The sequence below is a fragment of the Streptosporangium amethystogenes genome (assembly GCF_000721075.1).
GTDB lineage: Bacteria > Actinomycetota > Actinomycetes > Streptosporangiales > Streptosporangiaceae > Streptosporangium > Streptosporangium amethystogenes.
On sequence record NZ_JOEQ01000020.1, the window covers coordinates 13681 to 39368 of the forward strand.

Annotated in this window: 24 protein-coding genes and 1 riboswitch; of the genes, 14 read left to right on the forward strand and 10 right to left on the reverse strand. The window is 69.4% G+C overall.

What is annotated here, in order from left to right; all coding sequences use genetic code 11:
- Position 1: 1 nt before the first annotated feature.
- Together IG98_RS0125975 and IG98_RS0125980 are read right to left on the reverse strand one after the other, a co-directional pair.
- Positions 2–325 (reverse strand): DMT family transporter, encoded by a 324-nt coding sequence (locus IG98_RS0125975; RefSeq protein WP_030917386.1) that lies wholly within the window; start codon positions 323–325, stop codon positions 2–4.
- 20 nt (positions 326–345) lie between these two features.
- A riboswitch (guanidine-III (ykkC-III) riboswitch) is annotated at positions 346–412 on the reverse strand.
- 20 nt (positions 413–432) lie between these two features.
- On the reverse strand, positions 433–1218 hold the full coding sequence (locus IG98_RS0125980; RefSeq protein WP_030917389.1) for a class I SAM-dependent methyltransferase: 786 nt from the start codon (positions 1216–1218) through the stop codon (positions 433–435).
- Between the two features lie 182 nt (positions 1219–1400).
- Between IG98_RS0125980 and IG98_RS0125985 the strand changes: the two genes are divergently transcribed.
- Positions 1401–3233: an acyl-CoA dehydrogenase gene (locus tag IG98_RS0125985; RefSeq protein WP_030917392.1), complete on the forward strand. Its 1833-nt coding sequence runs from the start codon at positions 1401–1403 to the stop codon at positions 3231–3233.
- Positions 3234–3328: 95 nt separating this feature from the next.
- Here the strand turns inward: IG98_RS0125985 and IG98_RS52640 are convergent, their stop codons facing one another.
- Positions 3329–3601: an LLM class oxidoreductase gene (locus tag IG98_RS52640; protein ID WP_030917395.1), complete on the reverse strand. Its 273-nt coding sequence runs from the start codon at positions 3599–3601 to the stop codon at positions 3329–3331.
- The gene (locus IG98_RS52645) at positions 3595–3786 is read right to left on the reverse strand and encodes a hypothetical protein (RefSeq protein WP_030917399.1); all 192 of its coding nucleotides are present in this window, start codon (positions 3784–3786) and stop codon (positions 3595–3597) included. The genes IG98_RS52640 and IG98_RS52645 overlap by 7 nt, the downstream gene beginning before the upstream one ends.
- Positions 3787–3894: 108 nt before the next feature.
- Between IG98_RS52645 and IG98_RS0126000 the strand changes: the two genes are divergently transcribed.
- From IG98_RS0126000 to IG98_RS0126025, 6 genes are all read left to right on the forward strand, one after another.
- Positions 3895–4425, forward strand: coding sequence for a TetR/AcrR family transcriptional regulator (locus IG98_RS0126000; protein WP_030917402.1), 531 nt, complete (start codon positions 3895–3897; stop codon positions 4423–4425).
- A 90-nt stretch (positions 4426–4515) separates the two neighbouring features.
- Entirely contained in the window at positions 4516–5259 is a 744-nt protein-coding gene (locus IG98_RS0126005; RefSeq protein WP_030917405.1) for an NUDIX hydrolase, read from the forward strand.
- Positions 5256–6221 (forward strand): lipopolysaccharide kinase InaA family protein, encoded by a 966-nt coding sequence (locus IG98_RS0126010; RefSeq protein WP_030917407.1) that lies wholly within the window; start codon positions 5256–5258, stop codon positions 6219–6221. The genes IG98_RS0126005 and IG98_RS0126010 overlap by 4 nt, the downstream gene beginning before the upstream one ends.
- 33 nt (positions 6222–6254) lie before the next feature.
- Complete coding sequence (locus IG98_RS0126015; RefSeq protein ID WP_030917409.1) at positions 6255–7211, forward strand: hypothetical protein; 957 nt, start codon at positions 6255–6257, stop codon at positions 7209–7211.
- 235 nt (positions 7212–7446) lie between these two features.
- Positions 7447–8649, forward strand: coding sequence for an adenylosuccinate synthetase (locus tag IG98_RS0126020; protein WP_245651714.1), 1203 nt, complete (start codon positions 7447–7449; stop codon positions 8647–8649).
- Positions 8650–8701: 52 nt separating this feature from the next.
- Positions 8702–8926 (forward strand): DUF6458 family protein, encoded by a 225-nt coding sequence (locus IG98_RS0126025; protein WP_030917415.1) that lies wholly within the window; start codon positions 8702–8704, stop codon positions 8924–8926.
- Here the strand turns inward: IG98_RS0126025 and IG98_RS0126030 are convergent.
- The 5 genes from IG98_RS0126030 to pdhA form a co-directional block, all read right to left on the reverse strand.
- Positions 8923–9216 (reverse strand): Dabb family protein, encoded by a 294-nt coding sequence (locus tag IG98_RS0126030; RefSeq protein WP_030917418.1) that lies wholly within the window; start codon positions 9214–9216, stop codon positions 8923–8925. The genes IG98_RS0126025 and IG98_RS0126030 overlap by 4 nt on opposite strands.
- Positions 9217–9388: 172 nt before the next feature.
- The gene (locus IG98_RS0126035) at positions 9389–11119 is read right to left on the reverse strand and encodes an ABC transporter ATP-binding protein (protein ID WP_245651715.1); all 1731 of its coding nucleotides are present in this window, start codon (positions 11117–11119) and stop codon (positions 9389–9391) included.
- 779 nt (positions 11120–11898) lie between these two features.
- Positions 11899–13275: a dihydrolipoamide acetyltransferase family protein gene (locus IG98_RS0126040; protein WP_030917424.1), complete on the reverse strand. Its 1377-nt coding sequence runs from the start codon at positions 13273–13275 to the stop codon at positions 11899–11901.
- Positions 13276–13287: 12 nt separating this feature from the next.
- Complete coding sequence (locus IG98_RS0126045; protein ID WP_030917426.1) at positions 13288–14265, reverse strand: alpha-ketoacid dehydrogenase subunit beta; 978 nt, start codon at positions 14263–14265, stop codon at positions 13288–13290.
- Positions 14262–15353 (reverse strand): pyruvate dehydrogenase (acetyl-transferring) E1 component subunit alpha, encoded by a 1092-nt coding sequence (gene pdhA, locus IG98_RS0126050; protein ID WP_030917429.1) that lies wholly within the window; start codon positions 15351–15353, stop codon positions 14262–14264. The genes IG98_RS0126045 and pdhA overlap by 4 nt, the downstream gene beginning before the upstream one ends.
- A 298-nt stretch (positions 15354–15651) precedes the next feature.
- On the opposite strand from pdhA, the gene purS reads away from it, so the two are divergent.
- The 4 genes from purS to purL all read left to right on the forward strand — a co-directional run bounded on the left by purS (position 15652) and on the right by purL (position 19595).
- Positions 15652–15897: a phosphoribosylformylglycinamidine synthase subunit PurS gene (purS, locus tag IG98_RS0126055; RefSeq protein WP_030917432.1), complete on the forward strand. Its 246-nt coding sequence runs from the start codon at positions 15652–15654 to the stop codon at positions 15895–15897.
- Positions 15898–16072: 175 nt separating this feature from the next.
- A complete protein-coding gene (locus IG98_RS0126060; RefSeq protein WP_245651720.1) occupies positions 16073–16507 on the forward strand; it encodes an ATP-binding protein in 435 nt (144 codons plus the stop codon).
- A 152-nt stretch (positions 16508–16659) separates the two neighbouring features.
- Complete coding sequence (purQ, locus tag IG98_RS0126065; RefSeq protein ID WP_030917439.1) at positions 16660–17343, forward strand: phosphoribosylformylglycinamidine synthase subunit PurQ; 684 nt, start codon at positions 16660–16662, stop codon at positions 17341–17343.
- A complete protein-coding gene (gene purL / locus IG98_RS0126070) occupies positions 17340–19595 on the forward strand; it encodes a phosphoribosylformylglycinamidine synthase subunit PurL (RefSeq protein WP_030917442.1) in 2256 nt (751 codons plus the stop codon). Before purQ ends, purL begins: the two co-directional genes overlap by 4 nt.
- A 187-nt stretch (positions 19596–19782) precedes the next feature.
- Here purL and IG98_RS47330 read toward each other — a convergent pair whose 3' ends face one another.
- Positions 19783–20775: a collagen-like domain-containing protein gene (locus IG98_RS47330; RefSeq protein WP_051752910.1), complete on the reverse strand. Its 993-nt coding sequence runs from the start codon at positions 20773–20775 to the stop codon at positions 19783–19785.
- 243 nt (positions 20776–21018) lie between these two features.
- Between IG98_RS47330 and IG98_RS47335 the strand changes: the two genes are divergently transcribed.
- From IG98_RS47335 to IG98_RS0126090, 3 genes are all read left to right on the forward strand, one after another.
- Positions 21019–23067 carry an adenylate/guanylate cyclase domain-containing protein gene (locus IG98_RS47335; RefSeq protein ID WP_051752912.1) on the forward strand — a complete coding sequence of 683 codons (2049 nt, stop codon included), beginning with the start codon at positions 21019–21021 and terminating at the stop codon, positions 23065–23067.
- Positions 23068–23124: 57 nt separating this feature from the next.
- A complete protein-coding gene (locus IG98_RS0126085; protein WP_030917452.1) occupies positions 23125–23793 on the forward strand; it encodes a Crp/Fnr family transcriptional regulator in 669 nt (222 codons plus the stop codon).
- Between the two features lie 222 nt (positions 23794–24015).
- Positions 24016–25497, forward strand: coding sequence for an MFS transporter (locus IG98_RS0126090; RefSeq protein ID WP_030917455.1), 1482 nt, complete (start codon positions 24016–24018; stop codon positions 25495–25497).
- Positions 25498–25688: the final 191 nt, after the last annotated feature.

Sequence of the window (25688 nt, forward strand, 5' to 3'; positions counted from 1 at the left end):
GTCAGTGGCCGCCGGCGGCGAGGTTGAGTCCGACGACGCCCGCGATGATGAGCAGGATCGAGGCGATCTTGAGAGCCGACGCGTTCTCGCCGAGGGCGACGATGCCCAGCACGGCGGTGCCGACGGCTCCGATGCCCGTCCAGACGGCGTAGGCCGTACCGACCTCCAGGGTCTTCAGGCCCATCGCGAGCAGGCCGAAGCTGAGCAGCCCGAAGACGGCGAAGCCGACGCTCGGCAGCAGTACGGAGAATCCGTTGCTCAGCTTGAGCGAGTACGCCATCGCGACCTCGAACAGACCGGCGACGAAGATGACAATCCAGGCCATGACAGCTCCTCCTTTGATCAGGAGCGTCGTCTTTGCCTACCGGGTACGGCGCGTCTCGTCCGGGAACACCCCTTCTGAGGGTTCGATCGCTGGAACGCGGCAGGGTCTCACTTTGATTCCCACCAGAGCGTGAACCACCGGTCCCGGGGGACCGGCCACATGTCCAGCTCGATCACGGCCGCGATGACCTCGTCGGCCCGCTCCCGGCCGAGGCAGAGCCTGCGGCAGGCGCTCTCGGCGAGGTCTTCGAGCCGGGTGAAGCGGGGCAGCGGGGCCAGGCGCCACTCGTGGCCGACCTCGTACCCGAGCCCCTCGGCGATGGCGATCACGTCGTGGGCCGTGGGGCGGCCGGGGCGGGTGATGCCGTGGAAGTGCTGCCAGAGGGGATTGAGCCAGCTCATCGGGTGTTGCCCGGTGAGCTCCAGGACGACCCGGCTCCGGGCGTGACCGGTGAGCTCGGTGAGGAACCCGGCCAGCCCCGGCACGTTGTAGACGACGTGGGCGGCGACCGCGACGTCCGCGATCGGTGTTTCGGCCGCCATGTCGGGCCAGCGGCCCCGGAAGAACCGGGTGGGTACGCCCAGCGCGTGAGCCCGGGAGGCCAGTTCGGCGAGCATGGCGTCGGAGACGTCGACCGCGATCAGTTCTCCGAGGCGGGGAGCGAGCGGCAGGGAGGCCGCCCCCGTTCCGGCGCCGACGTCCAGCACGCTCCCGCCGGGCGGGAGCGCCTCGGCCATCCGCGCCAGCGTCGGCCCCTCGGGGGCCGCGAGCGCGCGGTCGGTGCGCTCGGCGAACCGCGCCGACGAGTGACCCCAGGGATCGGCCGGCGCCCTGGCCGCGATCTCCTCGGGAATGCTCCACCGTTCGAGGTCGGCCCGCCACTGTTCGTCCATGTGGCGAGCCTAGAAGAGCTTCGGGGGCCGATCGATCGGCGCCGGGCCGGGTGTCTTGGCATGTCGTGATGAACGTCCCAGTCAGTACGGTTTTCTTAGGGTTACTGGCGGGTAGCATTACCGGTAACGTTACTGGCGAGTATGGAAAGTTCCGGTTCCCCCGGTTTCAAGGAGCAGACCCCATGGGCCACTACAAGAGCAACGTCCGTGACCTGGAGTTCAACCTCTTCGAGGTGTTCGGGCGCCGGGACATTCTGGGCACCGGCCGCTACGCCGAACTGGACGAGGACGTGGTGCGGAGCCTCCTCGACGAGGTCAACCGCCTGGCCACCGGCGTGCTCGCCGACTCCTTCGAGGAGGGCGACCGCAAGCCGCCGGTCTTCGACCCCGCCACCGGCTCGGTGACGATGCCGGAGGGCTTCAAGAAGTCCTTCGCCGCCTACCGCGACGCCGGCTGGACCAACCTCAGCCTCCCCGCCGAGCTCGGCGGCCCCGGCCTGCCCAGCAGCGTGAGCTGGGCGCTGGCCGAGATGGTCCTCGGCTCGAACCCGGCCATCTGGATGTACTCCAGCGGCCCGGCCTTCGCCCACGTGCTCCACGTGATCGGCACCGAGGAACAGAAGCGCTACGCCGAGCTGGCCATCGAGAACCAGTGGGGCGCCACCATGGTGCTCACCGAGCCGGACGCCGGCTCCGACGTGGGCGCGGGTCGCGCGAAGGCGGTACGGCAGGACGACGGCACCTGGCACATCGAGGGTGTCAAGCGCTTCATCACCAGCGCCGAGCACGATCTGAGCGACAACATCTTCCACCTGGTGCTGGCCCGTCCCGAGGGGCACGGCCCCGGCACCAAGGGCCTGTCGATGTTCCTGGTCTCGAAGTACCACGTGGACCTGGAGACCGGCGAGCTCGGCGAGCGCAACGGCGTCTACGTCACCAACGTCGAGAAGAAGATGGGCCTGAAGGTCTCCACGACCTGCGAGCTCACCTTCGGCGACAAGCACCCGGCCGTGGGCACGCTGATCGGCGAGGTCCACGAGGGCATCAAGCAGATGTTCATGATCATCGAGCACGCCCGGATGATGGTCGGCACCAAGGCGATCGCCACGCTCTCCACCGGCTACCTGAACGCCCTGGAGTACGCCAAGGCCCGGGTGCAGGGCGCCGACCTGACCCAGCTGGCCGACAAGTCGGCCCCGCGGGTGACCATCACCCACCACCCGGACGTACGCCGGGAGCTGATGCTGCAGAAGGCGTACGTCGAGGGCATGCGGGCGCTGGTCCTGCTCACCGCCACCTACCAGGACGACGTGCTGATCGCCGAGCACGAGGGCCGCAGGAACAGCCGCGCCGAGGCGATGAACGACCTGCTGCTCCCGCTGGTCAAGGGCGTCGGCTCCGAGCGCTCCTACGAGCTGCTCGCCCGCTCCCTGCAGACCCTGGGCGGCTCGGGCTACCTGCAGGACTACCCGATCGAGCAGTACATCAGGGACGCCAAGATCGACTCCCTGTACGAGGGCACCACCGCGATCCAGGGGCAGGACCTCTTCTTCCGCAAGATCCTGCGTAACCAGGGCGTGACCCTCGGCTCGCTGTACGACGACGTGAAGGCCTTCGCCGCCTCCGAGGCCGGCAATGGTCGGCTGAAGGAGGAGCGCAAGCTTCTCGCCGAGGCCGCCGACGAGGTCAAGGCCATGGCCGACACCATGGCGGGCTGGGCCATCGGCTCGCTGGAGGCGCCGAAGGAGGTCTACAAGGCCGGCCTCAACACCACCCGGTTCCTGCTCGCGCTGGGCGACGTGGTGATCGGCTGGCTGCTGCTCCGCCAGGCCGAGGTGGCCCTGGCCGCGCTGGGCTCCGCCGAGACCGCGCAGGACGACCGGGCCTTCTACACCGGCAAGGTCGCCGCGGCCTCGTTCTTCGCCCAGACCGTCCTGCCCCGCATCGCCGCCGAGCGCCGCACGCTGGAGGCCACCGGCCAGGACCTGATGGAGCTGCCCGAAGAGGCCTTCTGAGCAAGCCACCTGCTCCCGCGGCAGGCAGACGAGGGGCGGTCCCGTTTCGGGGGCGCCCCTCGTGGTTCGTCATCCGGCCGCCGTGTTCCGCGGGTTCACACCCGCGCGGAGGCGAGGACGTCGAGGGTCAACGCCCGCTCGCGTTCGTCGCCCACCGCGCTCACCACCAACTCCGTCGCCCCGGCCTCGGCGTAGCGCCGGATCGCCCTCGCCACGACGGTCTCGTCCCCCGCGACGACCGTCTCGTGCACTCCTGACTTGCCCTGGCGATCCAGCAGCGACCGGTAACCGGGGAAGCGCGCGGCGCTGCCCACCTGCTCGGTCACCCGCCGCCTGATGCCGTCGAGATCGGCGGTGACACTCACCATGACCGTCGCCACGATCCGTGGGGCGGGCCGCCCCGTCCCACGAGCGCCAGCACGGTGAGCGCGTCCCACGCGGTGAGCCTGCTGAGGAAGGCGCTGTCGAGCCCCGCCTCCGCCGCCGCGCGCACCTGGCCGGTCATCTCGTCCAGACCCAGCCCGGCGCCGCCGACGTACACGCCGATTTCCATGATCCCTCCAACCTGAAGCAGACCTTCATCTTCCGTTCGCTCCCGCTACCTTAAACTGAACTCAAGGTTCCGTTTTGCTGGAAAGAGCGAGAGGACAGGGGGAGGCCGGTGCGAGCCGACGCGCGGCGCAACCGCGAACTCATCACCACGACCGCGCTCGACCTGTTCGCCGAACACGGGGCCGCCGTCTCCATGGAGGAGATCGCCCGCACGGCCGGACTCGGCGTCGGCACGCTCTACCGCCATTTCCCCGACCGTCAGGCACTGCTGGAGAGCATCGCACTCGACACGCTGCGCGGACTCCTGGAGTTCGGCCTGACCACCGACGCGGCGGACATGTCTCGCTGGCAGGCCCTTCAGCTGCTCGTGGAGCACTGCGCCGGACTGCCCATGGCCCTGATCAAGTCGATGTCCACCTCTCTGTCACTCCATCCCGAGTTGCTCGAACTGCAGCGGAGCCTCGACGCACTGTTCGAGCGGATCGTGGAACAGGCTCAGCGTGAGGGGACGCTCCGACACGACATTCCGCCCCGCGAGGTCGTCGGGTTGCTCAACGTCGCCGTCTGCCGCCCCGGAGCTCGCGCCGGCGACCACTTGACCACGGTGATACTCGACGGCCTGAGAAGCGCGGCCCCCTGACCGGCGACACCCGCCCCGATAGGTGAGGTGGTTGACATTTGGGCAATGTTATTCTCATACTGAGATTGTCTCAGTTTGAGAAGGACATGTATGAATGAGTCTGAGTTTCTGGCGGGTTACGACCCGCGGATGTACCCGGCGGTCGCGGTGACCGTCGACGTGGTGGCGCTCACCATTCGCGGGGGCGGGTTGCGCGTTCTGCTCATCAGGCGGGGCGAGCAACCCCATGCGGGGCTGTGGGCGCTACCCGGGGGGTTCATCCGGCCGGGAGAGGATCTGCCGCAGGCCGCGGCGCGGGAGCTGGCCGAGGAGACGGGGCTCTCGGGCCTCGGGGACCGGGTCCACATCGAGCAGCTCGCCAGCTACGGAACGCCCGACCGTGATCCGCGGATGAGGGTCGTGTCGATCTCCTACCTGGCGTTCGCCCCCGACCTGCCCGATCCCCGGGCGGGCACGGACGCGGCGGACGCCGCCTGGCACCCGGTCGACAAGCTGCCGGAGCTCGCCTTCGACCACGATCGCATCCTGGCGCACGGACTGGAGCGGGCACGCGGCAAGCTGGAGTACACCCCGCTGGCCACCGCGTTCGCCGGTGAGACGTTCACGATCTCCGAGCTGCGCGGTGTCTACGAGACGGTCTGGGGCGTGCCACTGCACGCGGGCAACTTCCATCGCAAGATCCTGTCGGTGCCCGGTTTCGTGGAGAGCACCGGCGAGACCACCGAGAGCGGCGGGGTCAGGGGCGGTCCCCGGGCCAAGCTCTACCGGGCCGGCGACGCACGGCTCCTGCACCCCGCCCTGCTACGGCCTGCCAGGGAGGAGCAGATCAGGTGACCAGGGCCGAGGCGATCGCGCTGGTGACCGCCGCCCACACCCCCGACGACCTGTTCGGCGGGGACTCCCCACACCGGGCGTACCGGAGGCTGGCGAGGCTGCTCCATCCCGACCTCGCGCCGGGAGCCGAGACCGCCGAGGCGTTCGCCAGGCTGGCGGAGCTGTGGGCGGCCCGCGGCGGGGCCTCGGGGCCGGCCGCGGAGACGGTGATCACCACCGGGCGTGGGACCTACCGGATCGGGGGCGTCTTCCGGAGGGGCGCCTCGGCCGTGCTCTACGAGAGTGGCCCGGACACGCTGCTCAAGCTCCCGCGCAGCCACGCGGACAACGACCTCATGCGTCGCGAGGCGGACGCCCTGGTGACGATCGAGCGAGACGGCGACCCGCTGCTCCTGCCGTACGTGCCGCGCCTGGTGGATTCGTTCCGACACCGCCGCGACGGTGTCGAGCGGTCGGCCAACGTGATCAGCCGGGCGCCCGACGGGTTCGTGAGCCTGGACGAGGTCCGGCGGCGGCGGCCGGTGCTCGACGCGAGGGACGCGGCGTGGATCTGGCGGCGGCTGCTGGTGGCCGTCGGCGCGGCCCATCGGGCGGGCGTCGTGCACGGCGCGGTGTTCGGGCACCACGTCCTCGTCCACCCGGTCGACCACGGCCTGGTGCTCGTCGACTGGAGCCAGTCGGTACCGCTCGGCACCCCGATCACCGCCCTGGTGACCAGGCACCGCGACGACTACCCGCCGGAGGTCCTGGCCAGGAAACCCGCCACCCCCGCCACCGACATCCACCTCGCCACCCGCTCCGTGGCCGCCCTCATGGGCGACCGGGCCCCCACTCCGATCAAACGCTTCGTCCGGGGGAGCCTGCTGAGCCCGCCCGGCGACGCGTGGCGGCTCCTGGGGGAACTCGACGACCTGCTCGACGACCTGTACGGGCCGAGGAAATACCGGCCACTGCACCTTTGAGAACGTGCCATCCCTGATCCGAGGAGATCCCCCGTGGGAAGCGGAATCTGGTCCACCGACGTCTACTCCGCCGCCGCGAGCTATCGCGCGGCCAAGGGCTCAAGCGCCTTCGCCTACAGCGACGGCGGCGCCCGCTCCACCCACCCCGACCTCGACCCGCACGGGGTGACGCTCCGCGAGAGCCGCGACTCCGCCGAACACCCCGACTCCCTCGCGGTGGTCGTGCTGTTCGACGTGACCGGCTCGATGCGCGGGGTGCCCCGCACCCTCCAGACCAAGCTGCCCGACCTGCTCGGGCTGCTGCTCCGCAAGGGCTACGCCACCGACCCGCAGATCCTCTTCGGCGCGATCGGCGACGCCACCTGCGACCGGGCCCCACTGCAGATCGGCCAGTTCGAATCCGACAACCGGATGGACGAGCACCTGGGCAAGGTCCTGCTGGAGGGCGGGGGCGGCGGCCAGATGAGCGAGTCGTACGAGCTGGCGATGTACTTCATGGCCAGGCACACCTCGATCGACTGCTTCGAGAAGCGGGGGCGCAGGGGCTACCTGTTCATCATCGGCGACGAACTGCCCTACCCCCAGGTCAAGCGGCGCGAGGTCGAGAAGGTCGTCGGCGATCGGCTCCGGCGGGACATCCCGACCAGGGAGATCGTCGCCGAGCTGACCAGGGTCTACGACGTCTACTACATCCTTCCCGCAGGGTCGAGCTACGCCGGGGACGGCCGGGTGCTGGCCGCCTGGCGCGAGCTGCTCGGCCAGAACGTGCTGGAGCTGGACGACCTCGACGCCGTCTGCGAGACCATCGCGCTCACCGTCGGTCTCGGCGAGGACGCCATCGATCTGCGAGAGGGGCTGGACGACCTCGACGAGCTCGGCTCGACCGCCGGGACCGCCGTGGGCAGGGCCCTCGCCAAACTCGACCGCGGCACGCTCGTGGTCGCCGACGGTCTCGACCTGGGCGGCGACAGCGGCGTGACGCGGCTCTGAAGACCTCCCCGCCGTGCGGCGGCCACCGCGAAAGCGGCGGGGAGTGCCACCACGAAGGGAAACGGCCCCTGCCCGGCGACAGGAACTCACCGCCGGGCAGGGCGCCACCACGAGCACATGAAGGCACGATCATCGACCGGCTCCACACCCGCGAACCCATCGGGGCGGTCGTCAGGTTCAACGACGCCCGCCGGGCAGGCCGCCACCACGAACAGAGGACCACATGCGCGAACACATGATCGTGACAGACCTCGGCTACGGCGACGCGGGCAAAGGCACGATCATCGACTGGCTCTGCACCCGTGAACCCATCGGGGCGGTCGTCAGGTTCAACGGGGGTGGGCAGGCCGCCCACAACGTCGTGCTGCCCGACGGACGGCACCACACGTTCGCACAGTTCGGGTCGGGCACACTCAGAGGCGTGCCCACCCACCTGTCCAGGTTCATGGTCACAGACCCGCTCGCGCTGGCCCGGGAGGCGGCCCACCTGAGCGAGCTGGGCGTCGGTGACCCGTTCCGCCTGCTCACCGTGGACCGGGACGCCCTGCTCGCCACGCCGTACCACGTGGCGGCGGGGCAGGCCAGGGAACTGGCACGCGGCGAGGACCGGCACGGGTCGTGCGGGATGGGCGTCGGCGAGACCATGGCCTACGCCCTGGAGCACCCGGAGCTCGCGCCGACCGTCGGCGACTGCGAGAACCCGGCCCGGCTCACCCGCAAGCTGTACGCGCTCCGCGAGGCGCTCGGGGTGACCGGACCGCCCGTCGAGGACTGCGTCGCCGCCTACCGGGCGTTCGCCGAGCGAGTGATCCTGGTCGGCCCCTCCTTCACGACCGCGCTGCTGCGCAAGCGGCCCGTGATCTTCGAGGGGGCGCAGGGCGTGCTGCTCGACGAGTGGCACGGCTTCCATCCGTACACCACCTGGAGCACGACGACCTTCGCCAACGCGCTGGAGTTGCTCGACGGGGTGCCGGCCGTACGGCTGGGCGTGCTGCGGACCTACACGCCCAGGCACGGCCCGGGACCGCTGGTCACCGAGGACTCGGCGCTGACACCGCCCGAGGCGCACAACGGGACCGGCCCCTGGCAGGGGCCCTTCCGCACCGGTCACTTCGACGCGGTGGCCCACCGCTACGCGCTGGCGGTCGCGGGCGGGGCCGACGCCCTCGCGCTCACCCACCTGGACGCGCCGGTCTCGCGGATGTGCGTGTCGTACGACATCGGCGAACTGCCGGTGGGCACGGCGGGTGACCTCGAAGGGCAGGCCAGGCTGACCAGGCGGCTGTCGGCGGCCCGGCCGCACTACGCCGACGGTGTCGACGACTGGCCCGCGGCGGTGGCCGGGGCCCTGGGGGTCCCGGTGTGGCTGGGCTCCCGAGGACCCACCGCCGCCGACAAGGTCCTTTTCAGTGGTGTGACCGCGCCCGAAAGGGTATGACCCTTCTCGTACTCTCCCTTTACCTGGCAGGCAGCCTTACCCGGAGGAACTCATGGGTGTCGGGGTCAGCATCTTCTTTCTCACGCTTGGCGCCATCCTCCGCTTCGCCATCGACCCCACCGTGCTCGGCGAGGCCGTGCACATCGACGTGATCGGCCTGATCTTCATGATCGTCGGCGCCGTCGGGGTCGTACTGAGCATCGTGATGGCCCCGAAGCGCGGGAACACGTCCGAAGACCGCCTGATGCACCGCGAGAACCACCCGCCGGAGGTCTAGAGCTCGAACTGAATCCCCGCCCGGGAAGCCACGATCGGCTTGATGTGCTCGGCGATCATGGCCTGGTGCAGCGGGTGGTCACGGTAGACCAGGTAGTCGTCGACGCTGTCGAAGTCCGCGACGACCGCGAACTGGTGGTTGCCCGGGTTCACGCCCGCGTCCGCGCCAAGGACGTAGGAGCGGATCTCCGTGATGGCCCCGGGCAGCTTGTTGAGCTCCGCCACGACCCTGGCCCGCTGCTCGTCGGTGGCCTCTTGCGTCCAGGTGAACAGCACGATATGCCGGAACATGATCTTCCCTTCGGTTGGGTGCCCGGCCAGCGTAAGGCCAGGCGTCACCGGAACCGGCAACGGCCCCGCGATCGCGGAGCGGGGCAGGGCGGGTGGGGGGATGGGCGACGGCGTGCCCCGGGCGGGTGTCGCGGCCCGTCCGGGACCTGATCGCCGTCGAAAGGTGATCCGCTCACACCGGGCGCGGTGCGGAACGGTGGTTGATCCTTATCCGGCCGGCACGCCGCGGCACGGCTTCGAGCACGATCTTCTGGGCCGCCTCGGGAATGAAGCGGAGGTCGTGGGTGATCAGGATGGTCGTGCGGCCGGCCATGAGCCTCTTGAGCGGCTCCATGATCCGTTCCGCGGTGAGCGCGTCGAGCCCCGTCATCGGCTCGTCGAGGACGAGCACCGGGGCGTCGCGCAGGATGGCCCTGGCGATGGCGATCCGCTGGCGCTGCCCGCCCGACATCAGTCGCCCACGCTGCCCGATCGGCGTGTCGTACCTGTGGGGAAGCGTGTTGACGAAGTCGTGGACGTCCGCCATGACGGCGGCGCGGACGATGTCGTCCAGGTCCGCGCCGGGGCGGCCGTAGGCGATGTTGTCGCGTACGGTCCCCGAGAAGAGCAGGTTCTCCTGCTGCAGGATGGTGATGTTGTCCCGGAGCGACTCGCGCGACAGATCTCGGATGTCGATTCCGTCGAGCAGGATGCGCCCGGCGGTGGGATCGTAGAAGCGGAGCAGGAGCTTCGCCAGCGTGGACTTGCCCACCCCGCTCGGGCCGGTGCACACGACCAGTTCCCCAGGCTCGACGACGAAGGACATGTCACGCAACGTCGGCCTCCTCCTGTTCGGGTAGGTGAAGCCGACGCCCTGGAACTCGATGCGGCCACGGCCACGCCCCAACTGGACGGGGACGTCGCGATCGGCGACGGCCGGCCGGGCCCGCAGGATCTCGATGACCCGGTCGGAGCCCGCCGCCGCCTCGGAGACGGTGAGGGCGATCTGCCCCAGGCTCTGCACCGCCGGGTAGAGGTAGGCGAGGTAGGCGGCGAAGGCGAGCAGTCCGCCGATGGTGAGGCGTCCCGAGGAGATCTCCCATGCGCCGAACCCGAGGATGGCGATCAGGCAGATGGTCTCGATCACCTGCACGACGGGCCCGTACAGGGAGGACAGCCACGCCTGTGCCACGTTGGCCCGCAGCCAGGTGCTGCCCTCCGCGTGCAGTCGCTCGGCCTCGGTGCCCTGACGGTTGTAGGACTGGACGAGCGCCTGGTTGGACAGGCTCTCCTCGATGACGCTGTTCATGGTCCCGTTGCTGAGCCGCTCGCGCGCCGACACGGTCCTGAACCTGCCCGCGAAGGTCTTGGAGACCAGCAGGAAGGCCGGGGCCAGCAGGAACGTCAGCAGTGCCAGGTCCCACCGGACGTAGAAGGCCGCACCGGCGAAGAAGACGACGCTGGCGAGCGTGGTGAAGAGCTTGACCAGGCCGGAGGCGACGAGTTCCTCGATGGCCTCGATGTCGTCGGTGAGCCTGGCCATCAGGTCACCCAGACGGCGGTTGTCGAAGAAGTCGGGCGTGAGCGTCTGGATGTGCTCGAACACCCTGTCTCGCAGCCGCAGCAGGAAGCGCTCACCGCCCAGGGCCGTGAGGTAGGACCCCGCGAAGGAGACCAGCCCTGCGACGGCCGCGAGGCCCAGCCAGGCTGCCGCAGGGAGCCAGAAGGCCCCCAGGTTCTGCTTGCTGAGCACCTCGTCGGTGATGAAGCCGAACAGGCCGATCGCGGCGACCTCGCAGACGGCCGCGACGATGGCGAGCACGCCACCGGCCACGAGCAGCCGGCGGATACCTCGGGTGTACGGCCAGAACTCCCGGAAGGTCCTGCGAATGGAGACCGTCGGCGCCGTGGGAGGACGACGCACCGCTGCCCTCGCCCCGTTGGGCGAGAGCGACTCTGAGAATGAGAGCCGGCGGGTCACCCGCCGGCTCTCATTTGTTTCTGCTAGCACCGGATCTGGCTACCACCACCACCCGCCGCCACCACAACCACATCCGCAGCGGCGGCGGCGCCGGCAGCAGCATCCACCCCAGGTCACGTACCGGCTGGACGGGAAGAGCTGCTTGAAAGTCATGGCTTCCCCCTTCGTGCTGAGCCTGTCGCGTCTTATCAATCACGACACTAGCACCCATACCCAGACAAACACCTCATATCGACGCGCATTAAAGATGTTTTAACAACCCATTTAGAAAAGCCAGAAAACGTATCGAGAGTAAAGCCTGACAAAAGTTTCACACGGCAACCCGCTCCACTGCACGAGCTGGGGATACGCATCACAAACCCTGATCCATAGCGGACAAAAGCGGCTTCCCGATTATTGCCGGGGCAGCGGTCCGCACGGGGGCGCGGCGGCTGGGAGGGCGGATCCGAAGCCCTCCCCATCGGCTTTGATGAGAGGACCGCCGGGTTCACCCGGCAGGGGAATCGCTTCCTTGATACGACTTCCGTCTTCGAAACGGACAGGGCTTGTCCGTCGCCTACCTCGGCCGAGGAAAACGAGAAGCCGCTCCCCCAGGGAACGGAGGAGCCGCTTCCCGGCACACTAATTGACAGGATCGGCCGTCATGTTTAGCGATTCACCTGCCGGATTTATCCGGCAGGTGAATCGCCCTCTGTCATGAAACCGGCTCTGGAATCACCAGGTCATGCCCAGGCGAGCATCCGGAGCGGGTCCTCAAGCATGGCGCCGACGTCGCGCAGGAACAGCGAGCCGATCTCCCCGTCCACCACCCGATGGTCGAACGAGACCGCGAGCGTGCAGACCCTACGCGGTACGACCTGCCCGTCCACCACCCACGGCATATCCCTGACCTGGCCGAAGGCCAGGATCGCCGATTCGCCGGGGTTGAGGATCGGGGTGCCCGCGTCCACCCCGAAGACGCCCACGTTGGTGATCGTGATCGTGCCCCCGGCCATGTCCGCGGGCTGGGTGCGGCCCGCCCTGGCGGTCTCGGCGAGAGCGCCGAGGGCACCGGCCAGACCGGGTAGCGACAGCAGGTGGGCGTCCTTGACGTTGGGAACGAGCAGGCCACGCGGGGTAGCCGCGGCGATGCCCAGGTTGACGCGGTGCTTGACCACGATCTCCTGGCGCGCCTCGTCCCAGACAGAGTTGATCATCGGATGGCGGCGGGCGGCGACGAGCACGGCCTTGGCGACCAGGAGCAGCGGCGAGACCTTGACCTCGGCGAAGTCGGGCAGGTCCCGGAGACGCCGGACCGCGTCCATGGTCTCCGTCATGTCCACCTGGAGGAACTCCGTCACGTGCGGCGCCGTGAACGCGGAGGCCACCATGGCCTGCGCGGTCGCCTTGCGCACCCCCCTGATCGGGATCCGCTCCTCGTCCTGCATCTCCCGGGTCACGGTCGTCGCCTGCGGCCTGGCCGTCGTGGTGCCGACTGCGGCCTGGACGTCGTCCCTGGTGATCGAGCCGTGCGGGCCGGTCCCGGTGAGAGTGGTCAGGTCGATGCCCAGATCCCTGGCCAGCTTCCGCACCGGGGGCTTCGCCAGCACCGCCACGCTCGTAGGCGGTGCGGCCGTACCGGCGCCGCCCTCCCGTACACCGGACGGCACCGCCTCGGACGACCACGACCCGGCGGCCGCATCGGCGGGAGGCGTACCGGTGGGAGAGATGCCGGACGGTGACGGTTTGCGGGGACGGCGCTTGGCCGCGCCCGGCTTGACGCCGTAGCCCACCAGCACCGGCTGCCGTACCTCGGCGGGTGGCACGGGCACCATGTCGTCGGCCAGGGCCGCCGACCGCTCCGCGACGGGAGCCTCGGGACCGGCACCGTCGTCCACCGATATGATCGGCCTGCCGACGTCCACGATCTCGCCCTCGTCCACCATCAGGGCCGCCACGACGCCCTCGAACGGGCAGGGCAACTCGACGACCGCCTTGGCGGTCTCGATCTCCACGATGGTCTGGTTGACCTTGACCGGGTCTCCGACCTTCACGTGCCAGCGGACGATCTCCGCCTCGGTCAGTCCCTCTCCCACGTCGGGGAGCTTGAACTCCTTCATTCCAGCCCTCCTCTAGAACGCGAACGCGCGGTCGACGGCGTGCAGGACCCTGTCCAGATCGGGCAGGTAGTGGTCCTCCAGCCGCGAGGGCGGGTAGGGAGTGGAGGGCCCTCCGACCCTCAGAACCGGGGACTGCAGGTTGTAGAAGCACTCCTCGGTGACGCGGGCGGCGATCTCCGCGCCGAAGCCGTTGTAGACGGGCGCCTCGTGCACCACGATGCAGCGCCCGGTCCTGCGCACCGACTCCGTGACCTTCGAGACGTCGAGCGGATTGAGCGAGCGCAGGTCCACGACCTCCAGGGACCGGCCGTCGTCCTCGGACGCCTTCGCGGCCTCCAGGCAGGTCTTCACCATCGGCCCGTACGCGAGCAGGGTGGCGTCCGTGCCCTGCCGTACCACCTTGGCCTCGTCGAAGGGGGTCCAGTCCGAGGAGTCGACATCCACCTCGGCCTTCTCCCAGTAACGCCGCTTGGGCTCGAAGAAGACGACGGGGTCCTCGCAGCGGATCGCCTGCTGGATCATGGCGTAGCCGTCGACCGGGTTGGAGCAGGCCACGACGCGCAGGCCGGCGGTGTGCGTGAAGTACGCCTCGGGCGACTCACTGTGGTGTTCCACCGCGCCGATGCCGCCGCCGCAGGGGATCCGGACGACCACCGGCAATCTCAGCTTGCCCAGCGAGCGCAGTGGCATCTTGGCGAGCTGTGTGATGATCTGGTCGGCCGCGGGAAAGACGAATCCGTCGAACTGGATCTCGCAGACCGGGCGGTAGCCCCGGAGCGCGAGGCCGATGGCCGTCCCGATGATGCCCGACTCGGCCAGCGGGGTGTCGATGACCCGCTGCTCGCCGAAGTCCTTCTGCAGCCCGTCGGTCACCCGGAACACACCGCCGAGCTTGCCCACGTCCTCACCCATGACGAGGACCTTGGAATCGTCCTCCATGGCCTTGCGCATGCCCTCGTTGAGCGCCTTGGCCAGCGTGAGAATGGTCATGCCTCGAACCCCTCCAGGTAGGTGGCGAACTCCGCGCGCTCGGCATCCATCAGGGAGTGCGGCTCGACGTAGACATGGTCGAAGATGGCCAGCGGTTCGGGGTCGGGCAGTGCGAGGCAACGCTTGCGGACATCCCGTCCGAGCTCGTCGGCCTCCGCGTCGATCGCGTCGAAGAAGTCCTGGTCAGCGATCTGGTTCTTGAACATGTAGGCCCGGACCCGCTCGATCGGGTCCTTGAGCTTCCAGCCCTCCAACTCGGCGGCCACCCGGTAGCGGGTCGGGTCGTCGGAGGTGGTGTGGGCGCCCATCCGGTAGGTGAACGCCTCGATCAGCATGGGCCCCTGCCCCGACCTGGCCTCGGCCAGCGCCTTCCGGGTGACGGCCAGACAGGCGAAGACGTCGTTGCCGTCGACCCTGACACCGGGGAACCCGAACCCGCTGGCCCTGCGGTACAGGGGGATACGGGTCTGCTTCTCCAGCGGTTCGGAGATGGCCCACTGGTTGTTCTGGCAGAAGAACACCACCGGCGCGTTGAACACGGAGGCCCAGATGAAGGCCTCGTTCACATCACCCTGGGAGGTGGCGCCGTCGCCGAAGTAGACGATCGAGGCGGCCTCGGCACCGTCGCGCTGGATGCCCATGGCGTAGCCGACCGCGTGCAGGGTCTGGCTGCCGATCACGATGGTGTAGAGGTGGAAGTTGTGCTCCGCGGGGTCCCACCCTCCGTGGTTGACACCGCGGAACAGGCCGAGCAGGTTCACCGGGTCGACGCCCCTGCACCAGGCCACCCCGTGCTCGCGGTAGGTCGGGAACGCCATGTCGGCCTCGGTCAGCGCCCGGCCGGAGCCGATCTGCGCAGCCTCCTGCCCGAGCAGCGATGCCCACAGACCCAGTTCGCCCTGGCGTTGCAGTGCCACGGCCTCCAGGTCGACCCGGCGGACCAGGGTCAGGTCCCGGTAGAGACCTCGGACCTCCTCGGGGGTCAGATCGATGTCGTAGTCGGGGTGCTCGACCCGTTCTCCTTCCGGTGTCAGCAGTTGAATGAGCTCCGGGGGTGCTTCCGCACCACGAGAGGCGTCGGCTGTCACGTGCCACTCCTGTGTGCTAGGGGCCGTCTGGATGGGTTCACCACCGCTGTCCGGCCGATTCGCGGCGCGTTCGACCCGTCTGATGGTGGTTCGTACGCGCTTGTGGCCATCGTGGCAGAGGTCACATACGTGTGCGCAAGACCTACCTCGGCGTCCATATGCTCCCCGTTCCCCGCACGCTCCCTTTCACCCGCCTGCTTCGTCCGCGTGGCGTGGGTCCGCCCCCGCGCCTGAGCGCGGCCGGAGCCGGTTACTCTTGAGGCGCCAAACCGTCCCCGTCGCAACCAGGAGGAACATCGTGGCGCGCGTCATCGTCGACGTCATGCTGAAGCCCGAGATTCTCGACGCGCAGGGGCAGGCGATCGCCCGCGCGCTGCCGCGGCTCGGCTTCTCCGGTGTCTCAGCGGTACGGCAGGGCAAGCGATTCGAGGTGGAGATCGACGGGCCCGCCGACGAGACGGCACTTTCGGACGTCCGGAAAATGGCCGAGACCCTGCTCGCCAACACGGTGATCGAGGACTACACCGTCACCGTCGAGTCCTAGGCCGTCACTCCACGCAGACCAACCGCCCAGATCCAGCTATATCCGGCAATATGGGCGGAGCAATCCCACGGCTTGACCACCAGTCAATAACATTACGGTTATTTTGCGGTTAGCCCGGATTCTGCAGGGAAGCCTTCACAAGGTGACGTCTGACCCCGGGAGGAAACCGGTGGACATGGAGTTCTCGCTGGCTCTGCCACGACAGGCCATCGGCATCCCGATGGTCCGCAGGGCGCTCGGCGACTCCCTGCGCTCACTCGGCGTCACCGAGGACTGCGTCTCCGACATCCTGCTCGCGGTGACCGAGGCATGCGCCAACGCCGTGCGGCACGGGGGTCCGGCCAACCGCTACGAGGTCGAGACCGCCATCGGCCACGGCCGCTGCGACGTCCGCATCATCGACCGGGGCCAGGGCCTCGTCGGAGTGCCGGAGCACTACCCGTCGGCCGACGTCGAGCACGGCAGGGGTCTGCTCATCATGCAGGCGGTGGTGGACGAGATCTCCTTCGACATCACCCCGGGCCGGGGCACTGTCGTGCACCTGCGCAAGCACCTGGACTGGGACGACGACGCCGCCTTCGCCCGTGACCGGGTGCTCGCCGCCGTATAGTCCCGGTTCCTGTTCTCCTGGGCCGTATGTGCGATCGGACACTCCGCGTATGACCGCTTGCCCGGAGCGGATAGCCTGAGAGCACCGCCGCAGACCGACGTCCGATGTAAGAGACGCCGGCGCGGCGCCCGTTTGTGGAGGGGAACGCTGCCATGAGTGCTGCCCGCGTGGGCGTCGTCACTTTTCCCGGAACGCTTGACGATCAGGACGCGGCCCGCGCCGTACGCCACGCGGGTGGCGAAGCCGTGCCGCTCTGGCACGCGGATCCCGACCTCAGGGGGGTGGACGCGGTCTTCCTGCCCGGCGGGTTCTCCTACGGGGACTACCTGCGCTGCGGGGCCATCTCCAGGTTCGCCCCGCTGATGGAGGAGCTGATCCCCGCCGCCAGGGCCGGGCTCCCCGTGCTGGGCACCTGCAACGGCTTCCAGATCCTCTGCGAGGCCCACCTGCTGCCCGGGGCGCTGATGCGCAACGCCGGGCTGCACTACATCTGCCGCGACCAGGGCATCCGGGTCGAGAGCAGCACCACCCCCTGGACCTCCGACTTCACCGAGGGCCAGGAGATCGTGCTGCCGATCAAGCACGGTGAGGGCCGCTACGTCGCCGACGAGGCGACCCTGGGCGCGCTGGAGGCGGGCGGCCAGGTCGTCTTCCGCTACACGGGTGGCAACCCCAACGGCTCCCTGAACGACATCGCGGGCATCCGCAACGAGGCCGGCAACATCGTCGGTCTCATGCCGCACCCCGAGCACGCCGTCGAGGACCTCACCGGCGCCCCGAGCACCGACGGGCGCGCCTTCTTCTCCTCGATCCTGAAGAAGCTGGTGAACGCATGAGTCTCGACACCGTCAAGCGGGCCGAGGAGACCCCCGGCGAGCGCCAGCCGTACGCCGAGCTGGGCATGAAGGTCGAGGAGTACGAGCGGGTCCGCGAGATCCTCGGCCGCCGTCCCACCGGCTCCGAGCTGGCCATCTACAGCGTCATGTGGAGCGAGCACTGCTCCTACAAGTCGTCCAAGGTGCACCTGCGCCAGTTCGGCACCAAGGCTCCCGAGTCGGCGGCTCTGCTCGTCGGCATGGGGGAGAACGCCGGGGTCGTGGACATCGGTGACGGCTGGGCCGCCACCTTCAAGATCGAGTCGCACAACCACCCGTCCTACGTCGAGCCCCACCAGGGCGCGGCGACCGGCGTCGGCGGCATCGTCCGCGACATCATGTCAATGGGCGCCCGGCCGGTCGCGGTGATGGACGCGCTCCGCTTCGGCGGTGCCGACGCCCACGACACCCGGCGGGTGCTGCCCGGCGTGGTCGAGGGCATCAGCCACTACGGCAACTGCCTGGGCCTGCCCAACATCGGCGGCGAGGTCGTCTTCGACCCCTGCTACATCGGCAACCCGCTGGTCAACGCCCTCTGCGTGGGCCTGCTCCGCAAGGACCAGATCAAGCTCGCGGTGGCCCCCGGACCGGGCAACAAGGTGGTCCTGTTCGGCGCGCTGACCGGCCCCGACGGCATCGGCGGCGCGTCCGTGCTGGCCTCGGCCACCTTCGAGGACGAGTCGCACGCCAAGCGCCCCAGCGTCCAGGTCGGCGACCCCTTCATGGAGAAGCTACTGATCGAGTGCTGCCTGGAGCTCTACCAGGCGGACGTGGTCGTCGGCATCCAGGACCTCGGCGCCGCCGGTGTCTCCTGCGCGACCACCGAGCTCGCCGCCAAGGGCACCGGTGGCATGAACGTCAGGCTCGACCTGGTACCGCTGCGCGATCCCTCGCTGCGGCCCGAGGAGATCCTGATGAGCGAGTCGCAGGAGCGCATGATGGCGGTCGTCACGCCCGACGACATCGATGCCTTCATGACGATCTGCGCGAAGTGGGACATTCCCGCGACCGTGATCGGCGAGGTCACCGACGGCGGCCGCCTCGTGATGACCTGGCACGGCGAGACCATCGTCGACATCCCGCCGGGTACCGCAGCCGACGAGGGCCCGGTCTATGAGCGGCCGTTCCAGGAGCCGGCCGGCCAGCTCGCGTTGAACAGCGACACCCCCAAGCGCCTCGCCCGCCCCGCCGATCTGCGCGCGACGCTGCTTGAGCTCCTCGGCTCACCGAACCTGGCGTCCAAGGAGTGGGTCACCTCCCAGTACGACCGCTACGTCCGTGGCAACACCGTGCTGGCCCAGCCCGCCGACGCGGGCGTACTGCGCATCAGCGAGGCCATGCCCGGTGCCGAGGAGACGAAGCGCGGAATCGCACTGGCCACCGACGGCAACGGCCGCTACGCCCGCCTCGACCCGTACGCGGGGGCCCAGCTCGCCCTCGCCGAGGCGTACCGGAACGTGGCCACCACCGGCGCGACGCCGCTGGCGGTGACCAACTGCCTCAACTTCGGCTCCCCCGAGGACCCCGAGGTCATGTGGCAGTTCGCCGAGGCCGTGCGCGGCCTGGCCGACGCCTGCAAGACCCTCGGTGTCCCGGTGACCGGTGGAAACGTCTCGTTCTACAACCAGACGGGATCCGTCCCGATCCACCCGACACCGGTCGTCGGCGTGCTCGGCGTCATCGACGACGTGGCCACCCGGGTACGGTCCGGTTTCACCGGTGACGGTGACCGGATCGTGCTGCTCGGCGAGACCGAGGCGGAGTTCGGCGGCTCGGAGTGGGCGCACGTGGCCCACGGCCACCTGGGCGGCCTGCCGCCCAAGGCGCGGCTGGCCTCGGAGCGCGACCTGGCTCTCGTCCTGACCACGGCCGCCTCGCAGGGGCTGCTGACCGGCTCCCACGACCTGTCCGACGGCGGGCTGGCCATCGCCCTCACCGAGGCCTGCCTCGCCCAGGGCATCGGCTGCGCGGTCTCCCTGACCGGCGACGACGCGTTCGTCGAGCTGTTCAGCGAGTCGTCGGCCCGCGCGCTGGTGACCGTCAGGCCCGAGTCGTTCGACACCTTCGCGAAGCTGTGCGCGACCCACGAGGTGCCCTGCTACAGCCTGGGCACCACCGGTGGTGACTCGCTGAACGTCAAGGGCGTGCTGGACATCCCGATCACCGAGCTCCGCCAGACCCACACGGCCACTCTGCCGGGCATCTTCGGCTGATCCTCACGCACCACGGAGAGGGGGTACGGCTCGCATGAGCCGTACCCCTCTTTTTCGTTTTCCGTGCTTCGCACGGCACCCGGCCGGGGTCCGTCTCCAACCTGGAAGAAGGCCCCCGACATGGGAGAAGGCCACCCGGCAGCCATCCGGGAGGCCTTCTGTCATGCTGTCGTGCTCAGCCGGGGATCTAGCCCATGCAGAGCGCGTAGACGGTGCCGCTGGAGTTCTTGCCGCTCACGGTCCAGCCGGAGGAGCCGCTGGGCGCGCTCGTGTAGATCTGACCCGAAGCGCTGCCGCTGCTGCTGAAGCCGCCACCCGTGACGACCTTGCCAGCACCGCAGCTCACGGTCTGGCTTCCGCCCTGACCGCCGAAGTTGAACGACGCGGGCACGGTGGTGATGGTGGGGGTACCGGAGCCGCCGCCCGAGCCGGGGTCGCCCTTGTCACCCTTGGGGCCCTTCAGCGACGCGATGAATTCCGTCTTGGACTTGCCCCTGTTGCCGGGCAGTTCGAGCCAGACCTCATAGGCGCTCTTACCGTCCTCGCCATCCTCACCGTTCCTGCCATTCCTACCGTCGTCGCCGTCCTTGCCATCGGCACCCTTCGTACCGGCGGGGCCGGGAGAACCGGCGGGACCCTGGGCACCTCTGGCGCCGTCGTCACCCTTCGGACCCTGGGTACCGGTGTCACCCTTGAGGCCCTGCGGGCCACGGGCACCGTCCTCACCCTTGGGACCCTGAGCGCCGGTGTCGCCCTTGGGACCCTGAGCACCCGGCTTGCCGTCCTCACCCTTCGGACCCTGGGTACCGGTGTCGCCCTTGGGACCCTGCGGGCCGGTGGCCCCGGTCCTGCCGATGGGGCCACGCAGGCCCTGCGGCCCCTGCGGACCGGCGTCGCCCTTGAGGCCCTGCGGGCCACGCTCACCCTGCGGGCCGGCAGTGGCGACGCCCTGCTGCTGGCTCTCGCCCTGCTGCCCCCACCTGATCCGGATCTCGGTGGGCTTGCACCTGGCCGTCGCGTTGACGATGCGGGCGTAGCGCGTCTGCTTGTGCACACACGCGTGGATCTCCGCACCCGCCGACGAGGCTACGGCACTGCCGCTCGCGGTGAACAACGTTCCGGCGAGCACACCAACGGTCACGACGGCGAGCGTGCGTCCGCCCGGCAACTTGATAGCCACTGGGCTTCCTTTCTGCGACACCAGAGTCTGGTGTGATGGGAGAGATACACGTAGTACACGGTTCAACCGTTCCAATGGTTGACCCGTGAAACATCACGCTTCGATCTCGGAAGCACAAATGTCCGGATGCCTGCCGACAGCGGCCACGTGCGGGATAATCGGGCCGTTCGGGGGAACCCGCCCGCTGGGCGTGGACGAACAACCCGGGGAACCCAGCCGGGTTCTCCAGACACGGAGGCCACCGTGCCGACCATCGACCCGACGGACACGGTCCCGCGAGACCGTTCCGAACGGGAACCGTACCTGCCGCCTGCGACCCAGCCGATCCGCACCCTGGTGTGGGCGTTGCATCTGGCACTGCCGATGCTCGGGCTCTGGCTGCTGCTGGCCCAGCCCGACCTGAACATCGTCCTGCACGACAATCCCCGTCATTTCTGGCTGATCATCGCTGTCGCCGGGATCAACCTGGTCCTGGGCCTCGTGATCAGCGAGGCGTCGGCCAGGCGGGCGGACGCACGCCTGCTCCTGGTCTCGCTGGTCTTCCTGAGCAGTGCCGGATCCTTCCTGGTGCACGGGCTGAGCACCCCGGGAATCATCCTGGGCACCCCGAGCTACGGGTTCGACCTGTCCCACCCGGTGGGCCTCCTCATCGCCTCGGTGTTCGCGTTCACATCGGCGCTGCCCCTGGGGGACCGAGCGGCCGAGACCGTCCTTGGGCGCCAGATGTGGCTGCGCGGCGGTCTGGCCACCCTGATCACCGGCTGGGGGCTCGCCTGCCTGGTGCCGGGCCTGACCCCGCTGAGCGACTCGCCCCCCGAGGGCACCGGCCTGGGAGGCCTGGAGTGGATCGGGGTGGCCCTGTACGTGGTGGCGGCCGCGATGATGTTCCAGCTGCACCGCAGCCGCCCCGCGGTCGTGCTGATCAGCTTGGTCACCGCGTACGCGCTGCTCGCCGAGTCCCTGGTCGCGGGGCTGTCCCACCACAACTGGCACCTGTCGTGGTGGCTCTGGCACGTGCTGCTGACCACCGCGTTCCTCTTCGTCGCCTACAGCGCCTACCTGCAGTTCCGGCAGGAGGGCACGAGCGCCGGGCTGTTCGACTCGGTGGCACTGTCGGCGACGGTCCGCAGGATCAGGGCCGACTACGAGGCCGCCCTGGAGGAACTCGTCGGCCACCTGCGGCGCAACCAGGCGAGCAGGGTCCCGATCGCGAACAGGCTGGCGGGCAAGTTCGGGCTCACCGAGTCCCAGGTGGCGGTGCTCGACCGGGCGGGTGAGGCACTGGCCAACGAGCGGGAACTGACCGACAGGCTCGCCGCGCTGGTCGACGCGGGCCGGCAGGCCCGGGTGGGCCTGCCGGAGCGCGAACTGCTGGCGCAGAGTCTCGACCGCGTGCGCCAGGCGTACGGAGACGTCCGGATCAGGCTGGTCGACAACGGCCAGGTCACCGTGAACTTCAGGGAGTACGGCCCAAGGGACTTCCCCGACGACCGGCCGATCCGGCTGGAGGGGAAGGTCGTCCACCCCCTGACCGTGAAGGGCAGGCTCGCCGGGGCACTGGAGGTGCCGATCGGCAGAACCCCGCAGGACGAGGCGCTCGCCGCCATGCTGGCCGGTCAGCTGTCCATCTCCCTGGAGAACGCCCGCCTCTACAGCGAGCTGGAGACCCTCTTTCGGCAGTACATGTCACCGGACGTGGCCCAGTCACTGCTGGCCGACCCGCAGACCGCGGCGCTCGGCGGCGAGCTGGTGGAGCTGACCGCGCTCTTCGCCGACCTGAAGGGCTTCACGGGCTTCTCCGAGCGGGTCGCGCCCGGCGAGATCGTCGAGATGCTGAACCGCTACCACACCGCGGCCGTGCCCATCGTGCTCGGCAACGGCGGCACGATCGTGCAGTTCGTGGGTGACGCGCTGCTCGCCCTGTTCAACGCCCCCGCCCGGCAGCCCGACCACGCCCTCGCCGCGGTGCGGGCGGGCCTGGCGATGCAGGAGGCCGCCGAGGAGATCGCGGCGGGGATGCCCGGTTATCCTCGCTTCAGGATTGGCATCAACACCGGTGAGGCGCTTGTCGGAAACATCGGCAGCCCCGAGCTTCGCGGTTTCAACGCGATGGGCGACTGCGTCAACGTGGCCGCCAGACTTGAGGGAGTCGCCGACCCCGGCAGCGTCGTGATCGGCCAGAGCACCCTCGACCTGATCGGCCCTGGGGCCCGGACCCGTTCCCTGGGTCTGCTCAACCTCAAGGGCAGGGAACACCCCGTCCATGCCCACGTGCTGTCCGGGCTCTCGTAGCAGCGCCTCTCGCCCCGGGAGCCGTACGGACACGATCGAGATCACCATGAGGTGGTTATGGCTTCTTCCCCCGAACCAGGTGAGTTCATCACACTGCTCACGAGCGATGAGGCGGCGGCCCTGTACGCCGCCGGGCGCCCCCGGCGCTGGGACAGGGGCGCGACGATGTGCACCGAGGGCGACGCGAGCGACTGGGTGCTCATCCTGACCTCCGGCCGGGTCAAGGTGTCCTCGCACACCGCGAGTGGCAGCGAGGTGGTCCTGGCGATCCGAGGACCCGGGGCGTTGCTCGGCGAGTTCGCGGCGATCGACGGACTGCCCAGGTCCGCCACGATCACCGCCCTCGAACCCGTCGAAGGAGTCACGGTCCGCGACTTTCCCGCCTACCTGCGGAACCACGGGAGAGTCGCGGTGCTGCTCATGCGGATGGTGATCGGCAAGATGCGCGACGCCGACCGCAAGCGGATCGAGTACGGCGCGTTCGACACCACGGGCCGGGTGGCCACCCGGCTGGTCGAACTGGCCGAGCGGTACGGCGAGCCCACCAACGGCGGGGTCCGGGTGACATTGCCGCTCTCCCAGGACGAGCTGGCCGGCTGGACCGGGGCCTCCCGCGAGGCGGTCAGCAAGGCGTTGCGTTCCCTGCGCGACCGCGGGCTGATCGAGACGGGCCGCCGCCGCGTGATCATCCACGATGTGGAGGGCCTGCGTAGACGGGCGCGCTGAGGGGCACGCCGGACGGCCACGGCGCGGGGGGCGCCTACCTGTGAGAGGGAGGACGCCGCCTCCGGCCTGGCCCGGGACGCGAGCCGGATGGGCGTGCCGTGCCCTGTCACCCGACCGCCGTCCACGCCGGGTGTGACCTGACGCGAGCCGCGAGCGGGTTGGACGTACGCCGCGGCGGGTCTAAATCAAGATCGACGTACAACGTACGTCAGACTGTGATTCATGGTCGCAATCCCCCAGGACCTGCCCGGATCCCCTGAATACCTATCCAAACTCCGCTACGCGTGGCGGGTCTGCTCGGTAACCAGCCTCGGCATGGTCATGATCGGCATCTCCGGCAGCATGTTGAACGTCGCACTTCCCACAGTGGTCAGGCACTTTCACGCGGACGCGTTCTCGGCCGGCTGGGTCCTGCTGGCCTTCCTTCTCGTCAACACCGCGACGCTGGTGTTCTTCGGCCGGGTGGCCGACCTGCTCGGCCGGCGGGAGATCTATCTGGCGGGGTTCCTCCTGTTCACCGTCGGATCGCTGCTCGCCGGGCTCTCACCCGGCATCTGGTTCCTGATCGCGATGCGCGCGGTGCAGGCGATCGGAGCCGCGATGGTCCTCGCCAACGGAACCGTGATCATCACCGACGCCTTCCCTCCGGACCGGCTCAGCCAGGGCATGGGCGTCTACATCGGCACCCTCTCGGTCGCCCAGCTCGCCGGCCCCACCCTGGGCGGCCTCATCGCCGAGGCCGCCGGTTGGCAGTGGATCTTCTGGATGAACGTACCGGCCGGGCTGGCCGCCCTCGTCTGGGGAGCGCTCACGCTGCGCAGGGTGCCACGGGGGGCACGCAGGCCGGTGGACGCGCTCGGCAACCTGATCGTGTTCGCCGCCCTCTCCGCGGCCCTGATCGCACTCTCCGAGGCGGGGTCCCGGGGCCTGTCCAGCCCCGTGGTGACCATCGGCATGACGATCGCGGTGGCGCTGGTCCCGGCGCTGGTCGTAGTGGAGCGCCGGGCGTCGCACCCGGTGCTCAACGTGCGCCTGTTCAGCGAGCGCATGCTGGCCTTCGCCAATCTCGCCTCCTTCTGCAACGCGCTGGCGCGCTCGGCGCTGATCCTGCTGGTCGCCCTCTACTTCCAGGCCGCCAGGGGCATCGACGCCGTCACCGCGGCCCTGGGCGTGCTCCCCGTCCCGATCGGCATGGCCCTGGCCTCCCCGGTCACCGGCGCCCTCGGCCGCCGGATCAAGCCGTACGCGCTGTCGGTGGGGGGCACCCTGATGAGCGCGGCCGGGCTGGGCGTCCTGCTCCTGCACACCGCTCCCGCCACGCCGTACTGGATCATCGGGGTCGGCCTTTTCCTGTGTGGCTGCGGCAGCGGCGCCTTCCTGACCGGCAACACCACCCAGGTCATGGCCGCCCTGCCGGCGGGGAGCCTGGGGGTGGTGAACGGCTTCCGGCTTATGATCATGAATGTCGGGATCGTGCTGGGGGTCGCCCTCACGCTCAGCGTGCTGACCGGCTCGGTCAGCGCCGAGCTGCGCGGACAGGTGTACGCGGGCACGCTGTCGCGCCTCTCCCCCGTCTCCGTGGAACACCTGATGACCGGCTTCCAGCGGACCTACGCCGTGCTGTTCTCCGTCGCCCTGTGCGGGGCCGTCGCCGCGGCGCTGGCCCGCCCTCGCCGCCCCCTTCAGGTGTCCGGGAACGACTGATCGGCGACTCGGCGACGGACTTCGACACCCGGATATGGCCCCCTACCAGCGTGTCTCCCTTTCTCGTACGACATGGCCGACATAATGGAGATGGCCCGCCGGTCAGGATCAGGATGGATATCAGGCGCCCTCCCCGGGCCGTCCCGTACACGTCTCCTCCCCAGAAACCCGCGTCGCATCGCCACCCGGGT

Coding starts and splice junctions, on each gene's coding strand:
- IG98_RS0125975 (WP_030917386.1), bottom strand. CDS start 325: ATGGCCTGGATTGTCATCTTCGTCGCCGGTCTGTTCGAGGTCGCGATG.
- IG98_RS0125980 (WP_030917389.1), bottom strand. CDS start 1,218: ATGGACGAACAGTGGCGGGCCGACCTCGAACGGTGGAGCATTCCCGAG.
- IG98_RS0125985 (WP_030917392.1), top strand. CDS start 1,401: ATGGGCCACTACAAGAGCAACGTCCGTGACCTGGAGTTCAACCTCTTC.
- IG98_RS52640 (WP_030917395.1), bottom strand. CDS start 3,601: ATGGTGAGTGTCACCGCCGATCTCGACGGCATCAGGCGGCGGGTGACC.
- IG98_RS52645 (WP_030917399.1), bottom strand. CDS start 3,786: ATGGAAATCGGCGTGTACGTCGGCGGCGCCGGGCTGGGTCTGGACGAG.
- IG98_RS0126005 (WP_030917405.1), top strand. CDS start 4,516: ATGAATGAGTCTGAGTTTCTGGCGGGTTACGACCCGCGGATGTACCCG.
- IG98_RS0126020 (WP_245651714.1), top strand. CDS start 7,447: ATGATCGTGACAGACCTCGGCTACGGCGACGCGGGCAAAGGCACGATC.
- IG98_RS0126025 (WP_030917415.1), top strand. CDS start 8,702: ATGGGTGTCGGGGTCAGCATCTTCTTTCTCACGCTTGGCGCCATCCTC.
- IG98_RS0126030 (WP_030917418.1), bottom strand. CDS start 9,216: ATGTTCCGGCATATCGTGCTGTTCACCTGGACGCAAGAGGCCACCGAC.
- IG98_RS0126040 (WP_030917424.1), bottom strand. CDS start 13,275: ATGAAGGAGTTCAAGCTCCCCGACGTGGGAGAGGGACTGACCGAGGCG.
- IG98_RS0126045 (WP_030917426.1), bottom strand. CDS start 14,265: ATGACCATTCTCACGCTGGCCAAGGCGCTCAACGAGGGCATGCGCAAG.
- IG98_RS0126060 (WP_245651720.1), top strand. CDS start 16,073: ATGGAGTTCTCGCTGGCTCTGCCACGACAGGCCATCGGCATCCCGATG.
- purQ (WP_030917439.1), top strand. CDS start 16,660: ATGAGTGCTGCCCGCGTGGGCGTCGTCACTTTTCCCGGAACGCTTGAC.
- purL (WP_030917442.1), top strand. CDS start 17,340: ATGAGTCTCGACACCGTCAAGCGGGCCGAGGAGACCCCCGGCGAGCGC.
- IG98_RS0126085 (WP_030917452.1), top strand. CDS start 23,125: ATGGCTTCTTCCCCCGAACCAGGTGAGTTCATCACACTGCTCACGAGC.
- IG98_RS0126090 (WP_030917455.1), top strand. CDS start 24,016: ATGGTCGCAATCCCCCAGGACCTGCCCGGATCCCCTGAATACCTATCC.